Source organism: Brevundimonas sp., from assembly GCF_032107865.1.
Taxonomy (GTDB): Bacteria; Pseudomonadota; Alphaproteobacteria; order Caulobacterales; family Caulobacteraceae; genus Brevundimonas.
Genome location: NZ_DAMCNG010000249.1, coordinates 1 through 3,709, shown reverse-complemented (window position 1 = coordinate 3,709; position 3,709 = coordinate 1). Strand labels below are relative to the sequence as shown.

Sequence of the window (3,709 nt, the reverse complement as noted above, 5' to 3'; positions counted from 1 at the left end):
CGGGCGTCGCGGACAGGGCCAGAGGGGCGGCGAGCGACAGGGCGGCGACGAATACGGCTTTCATGGCCGCGACATTGGCGGCGGGGGCCGCACCGGGTCAAGCGGCCATCGCGCCCGCCGGATCAAGCGCCCGGCAGTTCCACCCAGAAGGTCGCGCCCTGCCCCGGCGCCGAGATCACGCCGATCTCGCCGCCCTGCAGTTCGACCAGCCGTTTGGCCAGGGTCAGGCCGACCCCATGCCCCTCGATGGCCGAGCGCTCCAGGCCCAGGCGGTTGAAGGGCTCGAACAGTTGCGCCTTCTTCTCTTCCGACAGGCCAGGTCCACGGTCGACCACCTCAATGCGGATGCGATCGCCGCTCCAGGCCGCCCGCAGGACGACCAGCCCGCCCGCAGCGCCGTATTTGACGGCGTTGTTGGCCAGATTGCCCACCACCTGCGTCAGACGCTGGGAATCGGCCCGCGCCACCAGATGATCGCCGGCCGCAACCACATCGATCTTCACCGCCGCCGCTTCAGGATTCAGCAGCAGACTGCGGCGCACATCCTCCAGCACGCCGGCGACATCGGTCGGGCGCAGATCGACCTTGACCGCGCCCGCCTCGGCCCGCGCCACATCAAGCAAGTCATGGGTCAGGGCCTCGACCTGGCGCGCCGTCTTGACGAGCATCTGCGCCATCTCGACCTGATTGGGCGTGACGGCGCCCAGATGTCCTCCGGCCCACAGCTCGCCGATGCCGATGACGCCGCCGATCGGGCTCTTGATCTCATGGGCCACATTGGCCAGCAGCCGCGACTTGGCCGCCGAGGCGCGCTCGGCCCGCGCGCGTCCCTCACGGGCGCGTTCGGTCAGGCGATCCCGCTCTTCCAGCAAGGCCGCGACCATGACGATCGGCATATAGCCCAGCAGCACCAGAAGCTGCCCCAGCATGGCCCGCTGCTCGGCGTTGAAGTCGTGATAGGGGCCGTTGCCGGCCATGGTCCCGCCGATGGCCATGACCGAAACGATCATCAAGGCCCAGGCGATGCCGACGACGCGAAAGCGCACCGCCATGAGAACCAGCAGCGGCAACAACAGAAAGCCGTAAGGCAGGCTCAACTGCGAGAAGATGGCGTAGCAGGCGCCCATGAGCAGAGCGCTCAGCGCCACGCCCTCGGCCAGCCGGGCCGGTTGGCGCAGGATACCCAGATGCGATCGGCGCAAGGTCAGACCGAACACGCCCAGAACAGCGAAGCCCAAGGCGTGGGCGCTCCACCAGATCCGCAAGGAATCCAGCATGTCGGCGCCGATCATCATGTTCAGGGCGACGGCGCTGAACACGGCCGACGGAAGCGGAGCGATGATGCAAACCGCCAGAAACCGCGTCAAACCCTCGACGCTGTCGACATGCAGCCCCGTCACCAGTCGGCGCGTCAGCACCACCGCCAGAACGATCTCCAGCAGATTAGCCACGGTGAACAGCAACGCCAGCGCCGGCCCGTTCCCACTCAGGAACTCGCCCGCCAGCACGCCCGCCGCAATCAGCACCACGAAGCCGCCATCATAGGCCAGCCCACGCCCGCCGCGCAGCCACAGGGCCAGAGCCAGACCGCTCGCTCCCCAGAGGGCGGCCACCACACCGTTGGCCCGCGCAAAGCTGACCGCCAGCACCACCAGGACGGTCACGCCCACAGCGGTCAGGATCGGCAACACAGGCTGGCGGAAGAAGGCGGCGTTCGTTTGTGACGACGGGAGCGTGCGGGACGTCATGCCCGACGGCTCCACAACAGCTTCAGTTCTTTCGAGCGCGCGGCTCATCGTCATGATCGGGTCCACGGGGCGACACTAAGACCTCACCCTGCCCGCGTTTTCTAAACATCCTCTGAAGTCAGGAATCCGCAGACGCCAGGGTTGCATCAAAAGCCCGCATCGCCGCCGCCGGTCCCTGCGGATGCGCCCAGACCCCGGCGCTGACGGCCACGAAGTCCGCGCCCGCCGCCGCCAGGCCGGCCGCATTCTCGGCCGTAACGCCGCCGATGGCCACGCAGGGAACCTCCATCGTCTCCTGCCAGATGGTCAGGATGTCCGGCTCGGCGTGATGGACGACACCCTTGGTCTCCGTCGGGAAGAAGGCGCCGAAGGCGACATAGTCCGCGCCGCCCTCGGCCGCCTCCATCGCCAGGTGGCGGCTGTCGTGGCAGGTGACGCCGATCATGGCGTCCGGCCCCATGATGCGACGCGCCTCGGCCAGGGAGGCGTCCTCCTGGCCCACGTGCACCCCGTCGCAACCCGTGGCCCGCGCCAGATCCGGCCGATCGTTCAGGACCAGAGCCACGTCGTGCGCCTGGCAGATCGGCTTCAGCCGCGCGACGGCGGCGCGGATCTCCTCGTCCGACGCCTCCTTCAGGCGGATCTGCAAGGCGGCGCAGTCCCCGGCCGACAGGGCGGTCTCCAGCTCTGCGGCGAAGGCCTCCAGGTCCGGGATGGCGACCGGCGTGATCAGGTACAGCCGGCAGGCCGGGCGGGCGGGAATTTGCAGTTGACGAGCCATGGCCGAGCCCTGCCCGTCGCCGCCGTCGTCGTCAATGTCGCATGTGCATGCGAATGATTTGCACCCGCCTTAATAAATGCTATAGCGAGCCATTCTCAGTGTTCCGGGTGCCCCGCCTTGTACGTCTGCAACTGTAACGGTCTTCGCCAGCGTGACGTCGCCCTCGCCATCGAGGCGGGCGCCAACCGTCCGAAGGACATCTTCGCCAGCCACCAGTGCGCGCCCCGGTGCGCCAAATGCGTGTGCGAGATGCGCCAGATGATCCAGGAAACCCAGGCCGCCTTCGCCATCGCTGCCGAGTAGAGCCTGGCGCAAGAGCCGCCGCTTTTTGAAAGCGGATTTCACTCGCATTATCAATGCAGTGATAAAAACTCGCAAATAATCCACGGCGTTTCAGCCGTGCTATGAAGTCCTTACGGGCGGCCGAGAGGCCCTGTCGTCGCGCTGACGTCGCTTTCGCCGCCGCTGAACAAGGACGACGACCATGAAGGGCGATCCCGCGATCATCCGCACCCTCAATGCGGTGCTGACCAACGAACTGACGGCGGTGAACCAGTACTTCCTGCACGCCCGCATGTTCGAGAGCTGGGGTCTGACCCATCTCGGCAACGTCATCTACGAAGAATCGATCGGCGAGATGAAGCACGCCGACATGCTGATCAAGCGCATCCTCTTCCTGGACGGCCTGCCCAACCTGCAGGATCTGCACAAGCTGAAGGTCGGCGAAGACCCGATCGAATGCCTGGGCGCCGACCTGCAACTGGAAATCGACAGCCGCGCCACGACCCGCGACGCCGTCACACAGTGCGAAGAAGCCCGCGACTACGTCAGCCGCGACCTGCTGATGAAGATCCTGGCCGACACCGAGGAGCACGTCGACTTCCTCGAAAACCAGCACAGCCTGATCAAGCTGATGGGCGCGCAGAACTATCTGCAGTCGGCCATGAAGGAAATCGTCACCGACGGCGCCGCCACGGGGAACTGACCCGAAGGCCGGGCGCGGCCTCAGAGGGCGGGAACGTCCGCCGCGCCCGGTTGTTCTTGGCTGCATGAGCAGCATGGATGACGCCCTCGACGCCGCCCGCGACCACGCGGCGGATTTCTTCAACGCCGAAGGCCGCGACTGGCGGCACGTCGCCCTGGGCGCCGCGCTGACCGTCGGCTTCGCCCTGGCGGCGAC

4 protein-coding genes are annotated in these 3,709 nt (G+C 66.9%); 2 read left to right on the top strand and 2 right to left on the bottom strand.

Annotated features, from left to right (window positions below; genetic code table 11):
• Positions 1-122: 122 nt before the first annotated feature.
• Positions 123-1,748, bottom strand: coding sequence for an ATP-binding protein (locus RT567_RS14900; protein WP_313577031.1), 1,626 nt, complete (start codon positions 1,746-1,748; stop codon positions 123-125).
• Between the two features lie 118 nt (positions 1,749-1,866).
• A complete protein-coding gene (gene thiE / locus RT567_RS14895) occupies positions 1,867-2,529 on the bottom strand; it encodes a thiamine phosphate synthase (protein ID WP_313577030.1) in 663 nt (220 codons plus the stop codon).
• Positions 2,530-2,646: 117 nt separating this feature from the next.
• On the opposite strand from thiE, the gene RT567_RS14890 reads away from it, so the two are divergent.
• Positions 2,647-2,832: a (2Fe-2S)-binding protein gene (locus RT567_RS14890; protein ID WP_313577029.1), complete on the top strand. Its 186-nt coding sequence runs from the start codon at positions 2,647-2,649 to the stop codon at positions 2,830-2,832.
• 181 nt (positions 2,833-3,013) lie between these two features.
• Positions 3,014-3,514 carry a bacterioferritin gene (gene bfr / locus RT567_RS14885; protein WP_313577028.1) on the top strand — a complete coding sequence of 167 codons (501 nt, stop codon included), beginning with the start codon at positions 3,014-3,016 and terminating at the stop codon, positions 3,512-3,514.
• The last annotated feature ends 195 nt before the right edge of the window (positions 3,515-3,709 follow it).

Bases quoted from the DNA above. Each gene is read 5' to 3' on its own strand.
- RT567_RS14900 (WP_313577031.1), bottom strand. From the start codon at position 1,748: ATGACGTCCCGCACGCTCCCGTCGTCACAAACGAACGCCGCCTTCTTC.
- thiE (WP_313577030.1), bottom strand. From the start codon at position 2,529: ATGGCTCGTCAACTGCAAATTCCCGCCCGCCCGGCCTGCCGGCTGTAC.
- bfr (WP_313577028.1), top strand. From the start codon at position 3,014: ATGAAGGGCGATCCCGCGATCATCCGCACCCTCAATGCGGTGCTGACC.